Here is a 16,366-nt window from a genome sequence, read left to right on the forward strand (position 1 = left end):
TCGTGACCCTGATGTTTCGCGGATGTTACGCCCAGCGTGTCCGCGCTGACCCACTGGTGTACGGCGGTTACGCCCTGAGATCTCGGAGTCCGCGTGGGACCCTCCCGGGGTGTGTCCGTAGGCTAGACATCATGGCATCATCCGCGGCGGCCGCAACCGGACCCACCGAAGAATTCCGTTACCCGGGCAATCGGCTGGGCCTTCCCGAGGACGGCCCGGGCTCGGTCGCGACCTGGGGACGCCGCCTGCTGGCGCTGCTGATCGACTGGCTGATCGCCGGCCTGATCGCGTCCGTGGTGATGGGCCGGCCGATGTGGGCCGGCGGCAGCGACTACAGCCTGATGCACTCGACGGTCTTCTTCGCGACGACCGCGATCCTGACCGGTCTGGCCGGCGGCACCATCGGCCACCGGATCTGCGGTCTGCGGGTCGTTCCGGTCCGCGACCTCAAGACGTACACCGCTCCGCCCGGTCTGTTGGCGGGCATCGTCCGCGCGTTGCTGATCAGCTTCTTGATCCCCGCGGTGATCTTCGACCGCGACCGCCGCGGGCTGCACGACCTGGCCGCCAGGACGGTCGTCGTACTGCGTTAGCCGCCAGTCAGCCGCCAGTCAGCGCCGCGTGAGCAGCAGCTGTACGTCGTCCAGATACCCGGTCCGGAAGCCCGCCTCGGAGTACGCGAGGTAGAACTCCCACATCCGCCGGAACGTGTCGTCGAACCCGAGTGCCGCGATCGCCGGCCAGTGCTCGATGAACCGGTTCCGCCAGACCCGCAGCGTCCGTGCGTAGTCCCCGCCGAGGTGGCGGATCACCTCGGCCTGCAGGCCGGTGTGCTGTGCGGTGACGTCCTCGATGACCTTGATCGACGGGATCAGCCCGCCGGGGAAGATGTACTTCTGCACCCAGGTGAACGTGTTCCGGGTCGCGAGCATCCGCTCATGCGGCATCACGATCGCCTGGACGACGCCGACACCGCCGGGCGCGAGCCGTCGCTCGATCGCTTCGAAGTACACCGGCCAGTACTTCTCGCCGACCGCTTCGATCATCTCCACACTCAGTACGGCGTCGAACTCGCCGATCTGGTCGCGGTAGTCGCGCAGCGCGACCTGTACCCGGTCGCCGACGCCGGCCTCGGCGATCTTTCGCTGGGCCAGCAACGCCTGCTGCGAGGCGATCGTGATTGCCGTCACCCACGCGCCACGCTGCGCGGCACGGATCGCCAGGCTCGCCCAGCCGCAGCCGATGTCGAGCACTCGTGACCCGGACCGCACCCCGGCCGCGTCGAGGATCGAGTCGAGCTTGCGCAGCTGGGCGGCGGAGAGTTCGTCGTACGACGCCGTCGCGAGATCGGCCGTCGGATCGCCGCCGAAGTACGCCGCGGAGTACGTGAGGGTCGGATCGAGGAACTCGGAGAACATCGAGTTGCTCAGGTCGTAGTGCCGGCTGATGTTCTCCCGGGCGCCGGCCCGGTCGTTCTCCTGCTCGCCCGGCTGCGACCGGGTGACCAGCCAGCGCAGCGACTGCGCCCACTTCGGCAGCAGGTGCCGGGTCTCCTCGTTGCTGAACCGCTCCGCGAACGGGACCAGCAGGTCGGCCAGGTCGGTGCCCGGCTCCGGGTCCCAGTCGCCGGCCAGGTACGCCTCGCCGAACCCGGACCCCGCGTCCTGCCCGAGCCGGTCCAGGAACGCCGACGTACGGTGCACCCGCATGGCGGGGCCGCCGAGACCGAACGAGCGGTTGCGGTCCAGGTGGATCGTGGCCGGGAGATCCTTGGCGATCAGCCGGATCGCGGTCGCAGCGCCGTACCGACGGACCGGGTTCGACGGAGGCCGGGCCAGTGTCGGCCAGGTCCCGGTGTCCGGCGCGTGTACAGGATGCTGCACGCGCGGCATCACATCCGTCATCTCTACCCCTGTATCGATCCGTCCTGGTCGCACCTTAAGGCCAACCAGCCACCCCACAGCGCGACACGGAGGCACACACGTGCCACGTCACGACAGATCAACTGCCCGACCGACCACCGGGTTACCGGTGTCTCACTCAGAGATACCCCAACAGGTGTTTCAGCGGCCGCGCATCGCCTGGCGAGCACCCTTGAGACTCGTCGGCACCGGGCCCTTCGGCATCGGCACCTGCGGCCGGACCGCGTCCAGCGCCTTCAGCCGCTGCAGCAGGTCGGTGATCTCGGACGGCTGCAGGACGGCCGGCAGCTTCATCACGTACTTGGTCAGCTTGCGGATGTCGATCTCGCCCTCGCCCTTGCCTGCCACGATCTGCGTCACCGGCGCCCCGCCCGCGACGCGGTTGTGCTTCTTGGCCTCGGCCGCGAGCAGGTTCTTCACCCGGCTCGGCTGCCCCTCGCCGACCAGGATGATGCCGGGCTTGCCGACCACCCGGTGGACGATGTCGGAGTTCTTGGTGACCGCGACCGCGGGGTCGACGCTCCAGCCGCGGCGCAGCGTCTGCAGCGCGGAAGCGGCCGCACCGGCCTGGCCCTCGATCTGGCTGTACGCCGCCTTCTCGACCTTGCGGCCGAAGACGATCGTGGCGGCCAGGAAGCCCAACGCGACACCGAGCGGGATCCACACCAGCAGCGGCCCCACCAGGAAACCGCCGAGCACGGCCAGTGCGACGATGCCGAGGAAGATCCCGGCCAGCACCAGGCCGACCAGCGGCTCGGACTTCTGGGTCAGCTTGTACGCCGAAACGATCTGCTTGAGCCTGCTGGTCTTCTCTTCGGGCGCGTCGTTCTTGGCCATCTCTACCTTGTCCTCTTATGCCTGAGCGGCGTTCATACGTGACTCAACGGCCTGACGGTACAGCCGACCGGCCCGGTACGACGAACGTACGAGCGGACCGGACATGACTCCGGCGAAACCGATCTCCTGCGCCTCGGCCTCCAGCTCGACGAACTCCTCGGGCTTCACCCAGCGCTCGACCGGGTGGTGCCGCACCGAGGGCCGCAGGTACTGCGTGATCGTGATGATCTCGCAGCCCGCCGCGTGCAGGTCCTTCAGCGCCTGGCTGACCTCGTCGCGGGTCTCGCCCATGCCGAGGATCAGGTTCGACTTGGTGACCAGGCCGTAGTCGCGGGCCTGGGTGATGACGTCGAGCGAACGCTCGTAGCGGAAACCGGGGCGGATCCGGCGGAAGATCCGCGGCACCGTCTCGACGTTGTGCGCGAACACCTCCGGCCGCGACGAGAACACCTCGGCGAGCTGCTCGGGTACGGCGTTGAAGTCCGGCGCGAGCATCTCCACGCCGGTGCCCGGGTTCAGCTCGTGGATCTGGCGGATGGTCTCGGCGTACAGCCAGGCGCCGCCGTCGTCCAGGTCGTCGCGGGCGACGCCGGTCACGGTCGCGTAGCGCAGGCCCATGGTGCGGACCGACTCGGCGACACGGCGCGGCTCGTCGCGGTCCAGCGCCTCCGGTTTGCCGGTGTCGATCTGGCAGAAGTCACAGCGCCGGGTGCATTGGTCCCCGCCGATCAGGAAGGTCGCCTCGCGGTCCTCCCAGCACTCGAAGATGTTCGGGCAGCCGGCCTCCTGGCACACCGTGTGCAGTCCCTCGGACTTCACGAGTTTCTGCAGCGCCTGGTACTCCGGGCCCATCTTGGCGCGGGTCTTGATCCACTCGGGTTTGCGCTCGATCGGGGTCTCCGCGTTGCGCACCTCGAGCCTGAGCAGTTTCCGTCCTTCTGGGGCGATGGTCACGCATCCAAGAGTACGCGTCGGGCCTCAGGGCCGTTCCACCCGTACGCTGATGAGCTATGTCCACCGTTGAGCTGCGTACGGATGCCGAACCGGTCACCCCGGCGGCGTCCGGTACGGGATCCGGTACCGGGGTGCGCGGGTGGACCCGCCCGGGTCCCACGGCCCGCGAGCAGCGGTACGACGTACTGCTCGGCCTCGGGATGGCGCTGGCCGCGGTGTTCGGGACGGAGCTCGCCCGCGGCGGCTCGCCGAACCACGTGGATCTCGGCATCGGCGGCGTCGAGCCGTACGTGCTCAGCGCTGCCATCGCGCTGCCGTTGTGCTTCCGCCGTCGCCGGCCGATCCCGGTGCTGCTGCTGGTCGCGGTGCTGTTCGTGGTGAACGGCGAGCGCGCGCTGTTCTCCTTCCAGGGCAACCTGGTCACCCAGTCGACGATGTTCATGGCGATCTACGCGGCCGTCGCCTGGGCCACGGACCGGCGGCTGATGAAGGCCGCGGTCGGCCTGGTCTTCATCGGGATGTTCGGCTGGCTGACGATCAACTTCGTCAAGGCGCTGCAGGCGAACTCCATCGAAGGCCCGAACCACGGGTTGTTCTCGCCGTACGTGTCGAACGTGATCATCACCGTCGCGCTGAACGTCCTGTACTTCTTCGGCGCGTACTTCTGGGGCCGGACCGCGTGGGCGACCGCGCGGCAGCGGTTCGAGCTCGAGCAGCAGGCGACCGAGCTGGCTGCGCAGCAGGAGGCGAACTCGCGGCGCGCGGTGATCGACGAGCGGCTGCGGATCTCCCGTGAGCTGCACGACGTCGTCGCCCACCACATCAGCAGCATCGGCATCCAGGCCGGCGGCGCCCGGCGGGTGATGGACACCGACCCGGACGCCGCGAAGAACGCGCTGAACGTGATCGAGGAGTCCAGCCGGAGCGCGGTCAACGAGATGCGCCAGCTGCTCGGCATGCTCCGCTCGGCGGATCCCGACCTCGACGTCGGTACGCCGGACCCCAAGGAGCCGCAGGCCGGCGCGGACCGGCTGCCCGCGCTGATCGCGGAGGCGAACAGCCTCGGTCTGGAAGTCGGCTTCCACCAGATCGGATCGCCGGCCGAACTGCCCACGACCGTCTCGGTGTCGGTGTACCGGATCGCCCAGGAAGCGCTCGCGAACGTCCGCAAGCACTCGACGGCCCGCAGCGCCCACGTCACACTGCGTTATCTCGATGACGCGGTCGAGCTCGAGGTGCTCGACGACGGGCGTCCGAAACACGCCCCGGTCGGCAGCCGGCTCGGCCATGTCGGAATCCGCGAACGGGTCGGCCTGCTCGGCGGCGAGAGTGAGATCGGCCCGCGTCCCGTGGGAGGATTCCGCGTCCGGGTCCGGATCCCGCTGGATCCGCAGAACCGTCCGTTGGCTGGGGGAGAAGTACGTGATTGACCCGATGAGGGTGCTGCTGGTGGACGACCAGGACCTGGTGCGTGCCGGGTTCCGGATGATCCTGTCGGTCGAGCCGGAGATCGAGGTGGTCGGCGAGGCCGCGGACGGCGAGAAGGCGATCGAGCTGGCGCTGGCGTTGCGGCCGGACGTCGTACTGATGGATGTCCAGATGCCCGGCATGGACGGGATCAGCGCGACCCAGCGGATCGTCATGGAGGACGCCGGAAAGGTCGTCATCCTCACCACGTTCGACCGTGACGACTACCTCTTCGAGTCGCTCGGGGCGGGTGCGAGCGGTTTCCTGCTCAAGAACACCGCGCCCGAGGACCTGGTGGAGGCGATCCAGGTCGTGCACTCCGGGCACGCGTTGCTCGCGCCCGAGGTCACCCGGCGGGTGATCAAACGATTCACCGGCAAGGGAGAGCGGGTGTACCGGCCGGATCTGCTCGCGGAGCTGACCGAGCGGGAGCGCGAGGTGCTCGGGCTGATCGCCCGCGGCCTCACCAACACCGAGATCGCCTCCCAGCTGTACGTCGGGGAGGCGACGGTCAAGACCCACGTGTCCCGCGTGCTGCTGAAGCTCGGCCTGCGCGACCGCGTCCAGGCCGTCGTGTTCGCCTACGAATGCGGCCTCGTCACCCCGGGCGACGACCCGACCGGCTGATCCGTCCGCCGCACGGATGACGCCGGTGATCAACCTCGCGGGCGACGTGCGGACACACCTCGGCTGACTAGCTTTGGCTGTGTTGGATCTTTTGGGTCGGGCGAGCGCCCGGCCGGGGGCTGGAAGCTGATGGGAACGGTGACACATGCTGAGGGTGACTGGGCTCACCCGGCGGTTCGGTGATCATCTGGCGCTGGACGACGTGACCTTCGACGTCGTACCGGGACGGATGACCGGATTCGTCGGGGCCAACGGGGCCGGGAAGACGACGACGATGCGGATCATCCTCGGGGTCCTGGCCGCGACGGCCGGCGAGGTGCGGTGGCAGGACCAGCCGCTGACACAGGAAGTACGCCGGGACTTCGGCTACATGCCGGAGGAACGCGGGCTGTACCCGAAGATGAAGATCCGCGACCAGCTGGTGTTCTTCGGCCGGCTGCACGGGCTCGACGCGGAGCGCGCCGCCGCGCGGACCGACAAGATCCTCGGGCGCCTCGGGCTGGCCGAGCGTGCTTCCGACGTACTCGAGACGCTGTCGCTGGGCAACCAGCAGCGGGTGCAGATCGCGGCCGCGCTGGTCCACGAGCCGATCGCGTTGGTGCTGGACGAGCCGTTCAGCGGTCTCGACCCACTCGCCGTCGACGCGATGGTCGACCTGCTCCGCGAGGAGGTGACGTCGGACGTACCGGTGCTGTTCTCCAGCCACCAGCTCGACCTGGTCGAGCGGCTGTGCGACGACCTCGTCGTACTGTCCCGCGGCAAGGTCGTCGCGGCGGGCGCCGTGTCCGAGCTGGCGGCCGGGCCTACGTCGACGTACCGCTTGGTGGTGGACGGCGACGCCGGATGGCTGCGTGACGTCCGGGGGATCCAGGTACGCGACGTGGCCGGCGGTACGGCGTTGTTCGACGTACTGGACGGCGCTGTGGAGCAGAAGATCTTGCAGGAGGCGATCAGCCGCGGACCGGTGCTCGAGTTCGGGCCGGAGCGAGTGGCGCTGAGCGATGTCTTCCGGGAGGCGACCCGATGAAGACACTGGACAAGCCGTGGGTGCTGATCGCGGAGCGCGAGATCACCACGAAACTGCGGGACAAGACGTTCATCGGCTCGACAGTTGTGATGCTGCTGATCGTGATGGCGGCGGTGATCATCCCCGCGCTGATCGCGGGCAAGAGCGGACCGGACAAGATCGCGGTCATCGACGATGCGGGCGCCAAGGTCGTCCAGCAGGCCTCGACCACGACGGGCGACAGTTACGAGGTGACTCGCGTCGCCGACCGGCCGGCGGCTGAGGAGGCGGTCACCGACGGCAAGGTGAAGGCCGCGCTGCTGCCGGACGCGGACGGGTACGTCGTCCTCGGCAAGGACCGCGTCGACTCGGGGGTCGAAGGCGCTCTGCGCGAGGCGGCCGCGGCCGTCGGGATGGAAACGAACGCCGGGAAGGCAGGACTGAGCCCGGCCGAGTTGCACGCCGGAACGAAGGTCTCGTTGCAGTTGCTGAAGCCGGGACCGTTGCCGGACATCGTCTCCGACTTCGTGAACATCGGGCTGGCGCTGGTGTTCTACATGACCGCGCTCGGTTTCGGGATGATGATCGCGCAGAGCGTCGTACAGGAGAAGGAGAGCCGGGTCGTCGAGATCCTGGCCGCGGCCGTGCCGATCCGGTCGCTGCTGTGGGGGAAGGTGCTGGGCAACACGGTGCTGGCGCTCACCCAGATCGTGGTGATCGCGGGTGCGTCGCTGATCGGGCTGCTCGCCACCGACCAGGCCGACATCCTCGAAGTGGTCGCGCCGGTCGCCGGGTGGTTCGTGGTGTTCTTCGTGCTCGGGTTCGTTGCGCTGGCCGGGTTGTGGGCGGTCGCCGGTTCGCTCGCGACGCGGCAGGAGGACCTCGGGTCGACCACACTGCCGGGGCAGATGATCCTGATGATCCCGTTCTTCTTCTCGGTGTTCGCGGGGTCGTCGGCCAAGACCGTGGCGTCGTTCGTCCCGATCGCGTCGTCGATGTCGATGCCGGGCCGGATGCTCACCGAGGACGTTCCGGTCTGGCAGCCGCTGGTCGCGATCGCGCTGTTGCTGGCCGCCACCGTACTGATCGTCCGGATGGGCGCGCGGCTGTACGAGCGCACGCTGCTGCAGACCGGCCGTCGTCTCGGGTACCGCGAGGCCCTGGCGCTCGAATCGAAGTAGCTCATCGTCACGACCGGGCCCAGCGTTACAGCACCGGGCCCGGCTGTGACGAAACCGCAATGTAGGGTCGCTGTGTGCTGTGTGTGGACCTCGACTACGGTCTCAACGCATGAACGTCGAGCTGCGCCACCTGCGGGTGGTGGTCCTGGTGGCAGAAGCGGGCTCCGTCGGACGGGCCGCCCGTTGGCTCAAGGTCAGCCAGCCGAGCCTGACCGCGCAGCTGAAACGGATCGAGGCCGCGTTCGGCGGTGAGCTGTTCGAACGGTCCCGCACCGGCGTGAAGCCGACTCCGCTCGGCCGGTACGCCGTTGATCGCGCGCGGGCCATCCTGGTCGACGTCGATCATCTGTCGGCGACCGTGTCCGCGATGACCGCGGTCGAGTCGTCGGCGGTCCGCCTCGGCGGGTTCCCGACCGCGCCGATGTCCGGCATCGCGTCCCGGCTCCGCGCGCATGGCGAGATCGAGCAGGTGAGCATCGAGGTCGAGTGGTCCACCAGCGTGCTGCTCCAGCAGTTGGAGAGCGGGCGGCTGGACTTCGCGTTGTTGCGGGAGTTCCCCGGGTTCGAGCTGCGGCTGCCGGCGGGGGTCGAGTCCACCACGGTCGTCGAGTCCGAGTCGGCGTACGTCGCTTTGTCCGCGGACCATCCTGTGGCGGAGGCGTCGCGGGCGCGGGGTGAGATCGAGCTGGCGTCGCTGTCGGGCGAGGAGTGGATCGGGGAGCCGCCGGACGACAGCGGGTTCCACGTGTTGTTCCGGGCGGCGTGTGAGGCGGCTGGGTTCCAGCCTCGGGTGGAGCACCATTCCGTCGACACTTCGGTGCTCATGGGGTTCGTGACCAGTGGTCAGGGCGTGGCGCTCATCTCGCCCACGTCGTACCGAATGCTGTCGGCCGACGTCACGACCCGCACCCTGGTAGGCGATCCGATTCACCGGAAGCTGGTGCTCGCGTGGAGCACCGACTCACCGCGGGCCCAGATGGCGGGCGACGTGCTGCAGATGGCGCGCGCGGCGTACGACGAGGCCATCACCGAGCACGCACGCCGCGATCAGCACCAGCAGCGCATGCACGTCGCCTGACTTCTAGGCGGGCTTGACCATCGGGTTCTCGAACGCGAGGTGGAACTCCCCGGTGTCCTCCGGGTTCTCCATCCGCTCCCGATACTGCGACCCCACCTGCTCCCGAGGCGAAACACTCCGCTCAGCCTTCTTCTCCTCGGTCGGCCGAGTCTCCTCGACCGCCTGCGGCTTGGGCTCCGCCGGCCGAGTTTCCTCAACAGGCGCGACGGCCTCGGGCTTCGCCTCCGTCGGCTGAGCCGCTTCCATCGGCTGAGTTTCTTCCACCGGCGCGGCCGTCTCGGGCACCGCGTCCATCGGCTGGGTCTCCTCAACAGGCGCGACAGCCTGCGGCCTGGCCTCGACCGGCTGGGTTTCGTCGACCGGCGCAGCGGCCTGCGGCTCTGCCTTCACCGGCTGGGTTTCCTCGACCGGGGTGACAGACTCCGGCTTCGTCTCCGCCGGCTGGGGCTTCTCGACCGGTTGCTTGGTTTCCACCGGCTGGGTTTCCTCGGCCGGCCGGTTCACCTCGGTTGCCTGCTGGGCGGGCGGTTCCTCGGCTGCCGGCGGGGGAGCGATGACCGTGTCCTCGCCGGGGTAGTTGCTTTCGGCATCTGCCTCGGGGAACTGGCGGGTGTGCTCGAACTCCTCCGCCTCGCCGGCCGGAAACTGCCGGGTCTGGTCGTCGCCCTGGTTCCGCGGCTGTGCCGCCTCCGGCTCGTCGAACAGGTCGTCGTACCGCGTCTGACTCCCGTACGCCGCCGGCGCCTGATAGGTGCCTCCGGCAACCGGATACACGGCCGCTACGTCCGCCTCCTGCTGCGCCTGGGCGGCTTCCTGCTCGCGCTGCAGCCGCTCGGCGTCGGCCCGCTCCCGCCGCCGGCGCTGAACACCGAGGACGATCAGCTGGATCGCGTACACCAGCGAGATCACCCCGAGGATCGGCACCACGCCGTTCAGCGTGTACTGCTTCGACCCGTCGATCATCCCGTTGGTGACGCCGGGGACGTCGTTCAGGAAGTTCGTGGTCCGGTTCGGGATCCAGAGCCAGCAGTAGATCAGGACGCCGAAGGCGACGAACGCCCCCAGCGCGCCGGCGCCGGAGAAGTACGACACCACGGCCCAGAAGATCAGCGCGCCGATGCCGAAGGCAAGCGCCATCCCCTTCGCGTTCAGCTCGATACCACCCGGCGCCGCGAGGACTCCGAACACGGCCGGACCGGCCAGAGCGACAGCTACGCCGAGCAAGAACCCAAGAAATTTGGACACACCCCCAAGGTAGCGACGAACTGCGGCTACGCCCCGCAGACACTTCGACGCACACCGACAGGCAACCGCTTGCCCCAACTGAGATCCGTGGAAGGCGGCCGCCCAGTGGCCGAGGGCGCCGAACAACCCCGCCTGTAACTGCTGGGGATCTGGCTGACTCGACCAGCTCGCGGGGTGCCCCACAGGTTCGCGGGGGCTTGAACAGGTTATTGCCTGTTCAGGCCCTCCACTTCCTGTTCAACCACCCACGACCTGTCTGGTGAGACGGCTCTGGTGCGGCGGCTGGGTGGTGAGCTGAGATTGCTGTTGGACCCTGACGCGACCGATGGCTGTGCGAAGTCGGACCAGGCTGCGCGCCTTTCGAGAGGATGAGCTGTTGCCCGCTCCGAACATTCTGCTGATCGTTTCCGACGACCACGGGTACGCCGACCGCAGTGAACTCAGGGTGCACTCCGACGTACGCACTCCGGCGCTGGACCGGCTTGCTGCGGAGGGTGTGAGCTGTACCGACGCCTACGTGACAGCACCGATCTGCAGTCCGTCACGGGCCTCGATCATCTCCGGGCGGTACCAGCAGCGGTGGGGCGGCCAATGGTTCGACTCGGCCGCGTTCCCACCGGACGACGTACCGACGCTCGCGGAGATCCTGCTCGACCAGGGGTATCGGACGGGGTACTTCGGCAAGGTGCACTACGGGAAAGAGGACGTGGGGGACAGGGCGTGTCCGCCGCATCACGGGTTCGAGGAGACGCTGTACGGGCTGGCAGGGCAGTCCTTCGGGCGGCTGAACTACCTGCGTCATTCTGACGAGGCGGTCGATTCGTACGGTCAGCCGGCCGCGCACCACATGGCTGTGCAGCCTCTGCTGTCAGGGGACGAGCCAGTTGAGCACGAGGGCTTCCTGACCGCGGAGTTCGGTCGCCGCGCGGCGGAGTTCATGGACGCCGAGGACGAGCGGCCGTACTTCTGCATGGTGGCGTTCAACGCCGTACACAACTTCTGCTGGCAACTCCCGGACTCGGAGCTGGAGGCGCGCGGGCTCCCGGCGTTCCGCGACTGGTCGCCGGACACGGACGGACCGTTCATGGAGTGGTACGACGACGTGATCGTGCCGAATCTTCCGCACGGGCGCGAGTACTACCTCGCTCAACTAGAGCTGATGGACGCCCAGATCGGGCGGCTGCTCGACGTGGCCGGCGACGACACGATCGTCGTGTACGTGACGGACAACGGCGGGTCGACCTGCAACTTCGGCGACAACGAGCCGCTGCGTGGGACGAAGTACACGCTGTGGGACGGCGGCATCCGCATCCCGATGCTCTGGCGGTGGCCGGAACAGTTGCCTGCGGGACGTCGTACGGACGCGCTCGTCAGCACGATGGATCTGGTTCCCACGCTGGCCGCAGCGGCGGGCGCGACCGCGGAGGGTGCCGACGGCGTCGACATCCTGCCCGTGCTGGCCGGGACCGCCGAGGTGGCGCACGAGAAGCTGCACTGGGACTGTGGGTTCCAGTGGGCGGTGCGGTCGGGGGAGTGGAAGCTCAGCTGGGTGGCTGACGACGCCAACACCAGGCATCTGCGTGACTACGAGCACGCGCCGATGGGAGAGGGCTGGTTCCTCGCCAACTTGTCCGAAGACATCGGCGAGCAGACCAACCAGCTGTCAGCTCAGCCGGAGATCGTGCACCGGCTGCGCTCGGTGCACGCCGATTGGCGCGCGGAGGTGGGGCTCGAGCCTCAGACGGTCAACCCGTAGGTGATCGCGGTCGGCGGCTCCTCGTGGTGGTCGATGTCCGGGCTGCGCTCGTACTCGTTCCAGGCGAGGAGCTCGTCGAGGTGTCGGCGTACCGAGTCGAGGACCTCGGTGGTCGTGACCTCGCGGCCGAGCTCCTTGGAGAGCGTGGTCACGTCGGCGTCCGAGATGCCGCACGGGACGATCCGGTCGAACCAGGCCAGGTCGTTGTTGCAGTTCAGCGCGAAACCGTGCATGGTCACGCCCTGCGCGACCCGGATGCCGATCGCGGCGATCTTCCGCTCCCGGCCGCGGTCGTCGGCTGCGACCCAGACGCCGCTGCGGCCCTTGACCCGGCCGGTCTTCACGCCGAGCTCGGCGCAGACGGCGATCAGCGCCTCCTCGAGCCGCCGGACGTAGTCGACGACGTACACGTGTGAGGCGAGTTTGACGATCGGGTACCCGACCAGTTGCCCGGGGCCGTGCCAGGTGATCTTGCCGCCGCGGTCCACGTCGACCACCGGCGTACCGTCCATCGGCCGCTCGTGCGGCTCGGTGCGCTTGCCCGCGGTGTAGACCGGCGGGTGCTCGAGCAGGATCACCGTGTCCGAGCCGGTGCCCTCGGCAACCTCCGCGTGCAGTCGTCGCTGCTCGGCCCACGCGGTCTCGTAGTCCACCGCGCCGGCGCCGAATCCGGCCTCCACGTACCTGATAGCCCTCACGCCTTCGAGTGTAGGCGGCGGCTGATACCGGCCGGCGACCTGGGCTGTGGATAACTTCGACGGGCGAGGTCGCGATCGGTGCATCCTCTTGGACATGGACCTCGCAGATCTCACCGGCTACAGCCTGCGCCGCGAGCTCGGGTCCGGGCCGGCCGGCACCGTCTGGCAGGTCCGGGACCGCGCCTCGGGCCGCAACGCCGTGCTCAAACACGTCCCGCACAGCGCATACCCCGACCGGGGACGGCTCCGCGAGGACCTCAGCCTGCTGTCCCGCTTCCGGCATCCGCATGTCGCCCAGCTCCACGAGTACCGCGAGACCGACACCGGCTGGATCCTGATCACGCAGCACCTGGCAGCCGGCAGCCTCGCCGCCCTCCTCACCCGCCGCGGCCCACTGTCCCGCGGCGAGCTCGTCACCCTCCTCGCCCCGCTGGCCGAGGCCCTGGCCTACCTTCACGCCTCGAACCTCGCCCACGGCTCGATCCGCCCCGAAAACGTCCTCTTCGACGCCGACGGCCGCCCAATCCTCACCGACGCCGCCCTTCGCCGTGCCGACCCCGCCACCGACCACCAAGCCCTCGCCACCCTCGCCGACAGCGTCAGCGCAGACCCCAAGGTCTTCCCACCCACCTTCATCACCAAGGCGCCCCTCGGAGCCCTCCCACACCGCCTGCTGACTCACACTCCCGCCACCCCCATAGACCTCGCGCCCCTCACCAGCACCGCACCCACAGCACCCACGAGCACCCCACCGCCCCACCCGCCGCCGCCCCCGCCGCTCCACGCGCCGGCGCCCCCGACGGCCCATCCCGCCACTCCAACTCCGAGCGCTCCACCCCACCCTCCATCGTCCGCGGGTGGATCCGCAGACGACGACGATGCCCCCGCCGCCTCCCGTACGCCGCTCGCCCCGCCTCCAGCCGACCCACCGGCCACACCGCTGACGAAACCACAGCGGCCTCACCCCACCGCACCATCCGCGAAGGCTCGCTCGAAACGCATCCGCCCCAACCGCCGCAACAAGCCCCGCCGTACGCGATTCGTGGCAGCCCTCGCACTCCCTCGACTCCCACACCCCGCGTACGGCGTGCTCGCCGCAGCCGCCGTGGCGGCGATCATCGTGCTCGCGATCGCCATCGCCACACTCCGCACCATCGACACCCCAGCAACCGCCCAACCAGACCCCAGCGCTGCCCAGTCCACAGCCCGACAACCCTCGGTATCCCCGCCTACTCAGTCGCCCATTGCTCACCCAACAGCCGCCCACCCAACGGCTGCCCACACGACGGCGTCCTCAGCAGAGCTGGCCACCTGGATCCACACCCTCGAAGCGCTCGATGCCCAACGCGCCCAAGCCTTCTGGACCCTCGACCTGGACGCCCTCGACCGCATCTACGTCCCCGGCAGCGCCCCCTGGCGCACCGACCGAGCCCTCCTGTCCGCCTACCGCAACCAGAACGTCCGCGTGCAAGGACTCCGAATCACGATCGAAAGCACCGCAGTCACCCGCCGCACCGCGACCACCGTCACCCTCAAGACCACCGACCACCTCACAGCCGGCCAAGCAGTCGACCACACCGGCGCCAAAACCCCACTCCCACCCGGCCCCCCGACGACCAGGCTGATCACCCTGACAACCACCCCCCGCACCGCAGCCCCCTCACGCAGCGCCACCCGTCAACCCACCCACACCTGGCGCATCACCACCATCACCCAGCTGTGACCCCGCCGACGAGCCTTCAGCGAGGTCGGTTCAGCGCGTCGAACACGTCTCGTACGAAGTAGGTGTCCGCCAACGCGTCGTGAATCGCATACGAGGACTGGTCGATGCCGACAGCCGCCGACATCTCGCCGACGTCCGCTGTCGGTGGCAGGTTGGTCCGGCCCAGCAGTTGGCTGATGACGCAGACGAGCCGGAAGTCCCACGGCACGTCCGCCGCGTCGTCTGCGACCAGGCCGTTGAGATGCATCAGATGCAGTACGTCGGTCGCATCCATCCACGGCGCCGCGCCCACCCACAGCGGTTCGTCGGCCGTCAGTTCGACCATCAGCTCCGCGACCTCTCGACCGCTGCTCACGTCCTGCTCGGATCCGTTCAGCGACGGGTGCCGATGAAAGCGGCTGATCTCCAGCGCTCGCTCGGTCGCGGCCGACAGATCCAGCTCGTCCAGCCGGACGAACCGGTTGTACGCCGTCTCCCGCCCGTCGTCCTCACGCCGGATCACCGCCAGCTGCCAGATCTGCCGACCACCCGGCAGCCAAGGCTCCCGAACGCTCGTGGTTTCCAGGTCAACGAAGAGAGTCGCCATCCAGCAATCCAACCAAGCGGCTCCCGTTCCGGCGAGTCAACGCCTTTCGGCGCGCAGGGCCAGGACCCAGGGCACCGGGTCGGTGCGCGGCTCCACGGTCCGGGTGATCGTCAAGCCTGCGTCGGCAAACGCGTTGAGAAGGTCGGCCAGCGGCACGTGTCGCATGCCGAGGCGTTCGCGAATACCGCCCTCGCCCCACCAGGGCGCCGGGGGATGCCAGCCAACAGTGCGGTATGTCCGATGCACGATGCGCTCGTCGTACCACTCGGCGAGACCGTCGTACCGCGCGGTGGTCTTCGGTGTCTGGGTCACGGCGTCTGTGTCACTGCGTCAGGCGAGGGCGGCGGAGATCGCGGCGGTGACGGTGGGGTGGTGGAAGGTGAAGCCGGTGGATTGGAGGCGGGTGGGGAGGGCCCGTTTGCTGCCGAGGAGTTCCCAGGCGAACTCGCCGAGCGCGGCCTTCATGAGGATTGCGGGCACTGGGACGAGGGACGGGCGGTGCAGGGCGGTTGCCAGGGCTTCGGTGAGTTCCTGGTTGGTTGCCGGTGTCGGCAGGGTGATGTTCACCGGGCCGCTCACGCTGTCGTTCTCGGCGACGTGCTGGACGGCGCGGATCCAGTCGGTCAGCGAGACCACCGGGAAGTACTGGGTTCCCGGCCCGAGGCGGCCGCCGAGACCGATGCGGAAGGGAAGGGACAGGAGCTGGAACGCCGGGGCCTTGCTGTCGAGTACGACGCCTGTTCGCAGCGCGGCCACCCGGCTGCCTGCTTCACGGGCGGGTTCGAGCGCGCCCTCCCACAGCCGGACGACGTCGGACAGGAAGCCCTCGCCGAGATCGGAGTCCTCGGTCAGGATGCGGTCGCCGAGATCGGTGCCGTAGCCGCCGATCCCGCTCTGCGTGAGCAGCACCGGCCGGCGGTCGAGTCGCGTCGCCGCCGCGGCCAGGGTCGCGGTGGTCGAGACCCGGCTCTCCCGGATCGTCATGCGGTACGTCGGCGTCCACGGGCGACCGATGTTCGCGCCGGCCAGGTTGACGAGGACATCGGGATCGCCCAGAGCGGCCGGGTCCAGATCGCCCCGGGCCGGGTCCCAGCGCACCTCGTCCGGTCCCGACGGCGGCCGGCGTACCAGCCGGAGCACCTGGTGACCGTTGGCAACCAAGTCGCGGGCGAGGGCCTTGCCGAGGAAGCCGGAGGCGCCGGCCAGTACGTACTTCATCCCGTTGTGCTCCTTGTCGGGTCAGCCGGATCGAAAGCGAACGGCGCCGGTGTCCGCCTCCGGGGAGA

16 protein-coding genes are annotated in these 16,366 nt (G+C 69.0%); 8 read left to right on the forward strand and 8 right to left on the reverse strand.

Features of this window, described 5'->3' with window-relative positions:
- Positions 1 to 131: 131 nt before the first annotated feature.
- Positions 132 to 593 carry an RDD family protein gene (locus tag EV651_RS03260; RefSeq protein ID WP_133781756.1) on the forward strand — a complete coding sequence of 154 codons (462 nt, stop codon included), beginning with the start codon at positions 132 to 134 and terminating at the stop codon, positions 591 to 593.
- A gap of 18 nt (positions 594 to 611) precedes the next feature.
- Here EV651_RS03260 and EV651_RS03265 read toward each other — a convergent pair whose 3' ends face one another.
- The 3 genes from EV651_RS03265 to lipA form a co-directional block, all read right to left on the reverse strand.
- Positions 612 to 1,904 carry a cyclopropane-fatty-acyl-phospholipid synthase family protein gene (locus tag EV651_RS03265; protein WP_133781758.1) on the reverse strand — a complete coding sequence of 431 codons (1,293 nt, stop codon included), beginning with the start codon at positions 1,902 to 1,904 and terminating at the stop codon, positions 612 to 614.
- Between the two features lie 159 nt (positions 1,905 to 2,063).
- Positions 2,064 to 2,759: a DUF4191 domain-containing protein gene (locus EV651_RS03270; protein ID WP_133781760.1), complete on the reverse strand. Its 696-nt coding sequence runs from the start codon at positions 2,757 to 2,759 to the stop codon at positions 2,064 to 2,066.
- Positions 2,760 to 2,774: 15 nt separating this feature from the next.
- Positions 2,775 to 3,713, reverse strand: coding sequence for a lipoyl synthase (gene lipA, locus EV651_RS03275; RefSeq protein ID WP_133781762.1), 939 nt, complete (start codon positions 3,711 to 3,713; stop codon positions 2,775 to 2,777).
- A gap of 56 nt (positions 3,714 to 3,769) precedes the next feature.
- Here lipA and EV651_RS03280 point away from each other — a divergent pair, with 56 nt between their 5' ends.
- The 5 genes from EV651_RS03280 (at position 3,770) to EV651_RS03300 (ending at position 9,072) form a co-directional block, all read left to right on the forward strand.
- Entirely contained in the window at positions 3,770 to 5,143 is a 1,374-nt protein-coding gene (locus EV651_RS03280; protein WP_133781764.1) for a sensor histidine kinase, read from the forward strand.
- Positions 5,144 to 5,147: 4 nt separating this feature from the next.
- Positions 5,148 to 5,807, forward strand: a complete 660-nt coding sequence (locus EV651_RS03285) for a response regulator transcription factor (protein WP_133782103.1) — start codon at positions 5,148 to 5,150, stop codon at positions 5,805 to 5,807.
- Positions 5,808 to 5,952: 145 nt separating this feature from the next.
- A complete protein-coding gene (locus EV651_RS03290; protein ID WP_133781766.1) occupies positions 5,953 to 6,834 on the forward strand; it encodes an ABC transporter ATP-binding protein in 882 nt (293 codons plus the stop codon).
- Positions 6,831 to 7,994: an ABC transporter permease gene (locus tag EV651_RS03295; protein WP_133781768.1), complete on the forward strand. Its 1,164-nt coding sequence runs from the start codon at positions 6,831 to 6,833 to the stop codon at positions 7,992 to 7,994. The genes EV651_RS03290 and EV651_RS03295 overlap by 4 nt, the downstream gene beginning before the upstream one ends.
- Before the next feature lie 109 nt (positions 7,995 to 8,103).
- A complete protein-coding gene (locus EV651_RS03300; protein WP_133781770.1) occupies positions 8,104 to 9,072 on the forward strand; it encodes a LysR family transcriptional regulator in 969 nt (322 codons plus the stop codon).
- A gap of 3 nt (positions 9,073 to 9,075) precedes the next feature.
- Here EV651_RS03300 and EV651_RS03305 read toward each other — a convergent pair whose 3' ends face one another.
- Positions 9,076 to 10,317 (reverse strand): hypothetical protein, encoded by a 1,242-nt coding sequence (locus EV651_RS03305; protein ID WP_133781772.1) that lies wholly within the window; start codon positions 10,315 to 10,317, stop codon positions 9,076 to 9,078.
- Between the two features lie 376 nt (positions 10,318 to 10,693).
- Here EV651_RS03305 and EV651_RS03310 point away from each other — a divergent pair, with 376 nt between their 5' ends.
- Positions 10,694 to 12,073: a sulfatase gene (locus EV651_RS03310; protein WP_238156619.1), complete on the forward strand. Its 1,380-nt coding sequence runs from the start codon at positions 10,694 to 10,696 to the stop codon at positions 12,071 to 12,073.
- On the opposite strand, the gene lipB is transcribed toward EV651_RS03310, so the two are convergent.
- Positions 12,055 to 12,771: a lipoyl(octanoyl) transferase LipB gene (gene lipB, locus EV651_RS03315; protein WP_166658473.1), complete on the reverse strand. Its 717-nt coding sequence runs from the start codon at positions 12,769 to 12,771 to the stop codon at positions 12,055 to 12,057. The two genes, EV651_RS03310 and lipB, sit on opposite strands and share 19 nt — an antisense overlap.
- Before the next feature lie 94 nt (positions 12,772 to 12,865).
- Between lipB and EV651_RS42900 the strand changes: the two genes are divergently transcribed.
- The gene (locus EV651_RS42900) at positions 12,866 to 14,494 is read left to right on the forward strand and encodes a protein kinase (RefSeq protein WP_133781776.1); all 1,629 of its coding nucleotides are present in this window, start codon (positions 12,866 to 12,868) and stop codon (positions 14,492 to 14,494) included.
- Positions 14,495 to 14,510: 16 nt separating this feature from the next.
- Here the strand turns inward: EV651_RS42900 and EV651_RS03325 are convergent, their stop codons facing one another.
- From EV651_RS03325 to EV651_RS03335, 3 genes are read right to left on the reverse strand one after another with little or no spacing between them, the layout of a single operon-like run.
- A complete protein-coding gene (locus tag EV651_RS03325) occupies positions 14,511 to 15,080 on the reverse strand; it encodes a hypothetical protein (protein WP_133781778.1) in 570 nt (189 codons plus the stop codon).
- A 36-nt stretch (positions 15,081 to 15,116) separates the two neighbouring features.
- Positions 15,117 to 15,392, reverse strand: a complete 276-nt coding sequence (locus EV651_RS03330) for a hypothetical protein (RefSeq protein ID WP_202870131.1) — start codon at positions 15,390 to 15,392, stop codon at positions 15,117 to 15,119.
- Between the two features lie 18 nt (positions 15,393 to 15,410).
- Entirely contained in the window at positions 15,411 to 16,298 is an 888-nt protein-coding gene (locus tag EV651_RS03335) for a TIGR01777 family oxidoreductase (protein ID WP_133781780.1), read from the reverse strand.
- Positions 16,299 to 16,366 lie beyond the last annotated feature (68 nt).

This window comes from Kribbella sp. VKM Ac-2571 (genome assembly GCF_004362255.1).
Lineage (GTDB): Bacteria > Actinomycetota > Actinomycetes > Propionibacteriales > Kribbellaceae > Kribbella > Kribbella pratensis.